This window comes from Paenibacillus sp. N119s, assembly GCF_059447605.1.
Genome location: NZ_JCAJRU010000450.1, coordinates 1 through 1,239, shown reverse-complemented (window position 1 = coordinate 1,239; position 1,239 = coordinate 1). Strand labels below are relative to the sequence as shown.

1 protein-coding gene and 1 pseudogene are annotated in these 1,239 nt (G+C 35.5%); both read right to left on the bottom strand.

The features are described from left to right. Positions 1-302, bottom strand: a pseudogene (locus AC5V8P_RS25660) (hypothetical protein); the annotation flags it as partial. Between the two features lie 573 nt (positions 303-875). Next, positions 876-1,239, bottom strand: a 364-nt coding sequence (locus tag AC5V8P_RS25655) for an AbrB/MazE/SpoVT family DNA-binding domain-containing protein (RefSeq protein WP_495474065.1), incomplete at its 5' end; no start/stop codon positions are given.

The window sequence follows — 1,239 nt, the reverse complement described above, 5'->3', positions numbered from 1 at the left end:
TCCAAAAGGATAGTGATTGCTTGATTTTCTGTAATAATTTTTTGCTGTTTACCTAAATACAGTTTATTACCATTGATGGTGACTTGTCTGCTTTCTGCAGTTCCAATATCCTTAACAGAGATGTACGTGTTTCCGTTGTAAATTAAGCCCTCGGCAGTATTCTTTTTTGTACCCTCTAAAAATACATCAAACTTTTTCACAACAGCATTTACACTTGTTCCAGATGCAGCCATTGCGGTTGCACCCGTAATCATCATACTCACGATTAAGCCCACGAATAGCCCCTTTAATTTGTCCTTCATTCTAATTACCCCTTTTATGTATGTAAATTTATTTATTAATAATATCCCAAATACCACCATGCATAAAGTGATTGTTGTGAGGAGACTCAGCTATCTTTAAAAAGCTTGAAAAAGTCAACGGCTTCATTAAAATCTTCATCATCCGTATAAATGTTCATGACCTTGCCTATTTCAATTGCAAAATCTACATACTTATTGGGTTTAGCAGATAAATGACAGGATCTTTGGTTACTCCAAGCGTAACAATGTCCCCTTTGGTTTTCATAAAATAGGTCGCTAGCATAATTTCAAAACTAACATAACCATCATAAATTAGAACATGTGACTTCATTGAACACCTACTCACAACGTTAATTTTTTAGCTTTGAGCCTGGGAAAATGCCTGTTTAGGAAGTTTGTATATAGACCGAATATATCATCTTGACGAGTTTAAATCCATATTTTACAGCAATATCATTTAGAAGTTTTGGTGATTTTAACTTGTTAATTTTGATAAATATGGATTCAAAGTTAAAAAAACCAGTCGCCCTTGAGATAAACAGCGACTGGTTATTGAAGTTTACTGGGATCAAGTTAATCAATATGTTCAACCAAATGTTGCGACGATGATCGTTTTATGCTGTTCTCACTACCTCCAGCTTCCTTAACAGCAGGAACAGGTATTGGACATACCTCGATGTTTCCCTTCAAATCTTGTATGCATTTTTTACATATAAATGAATCTCTGAAATAGCTTAAATCCTGAACCGAATGGCATAAGTGACAGCAGACACCAATATACTTCCGCATACTTAACAATCCGGTTTCAACATCCAAATAAAATTCTAAAGACTCGCCAGCTTGAATACCCATAGAGGTTCGCAATTCCTTTGGAATAACAATCCGGCCTAACGAGTCTAAGGGACGTGTCATACCTGTATTTTTCAAGTGACCTTCT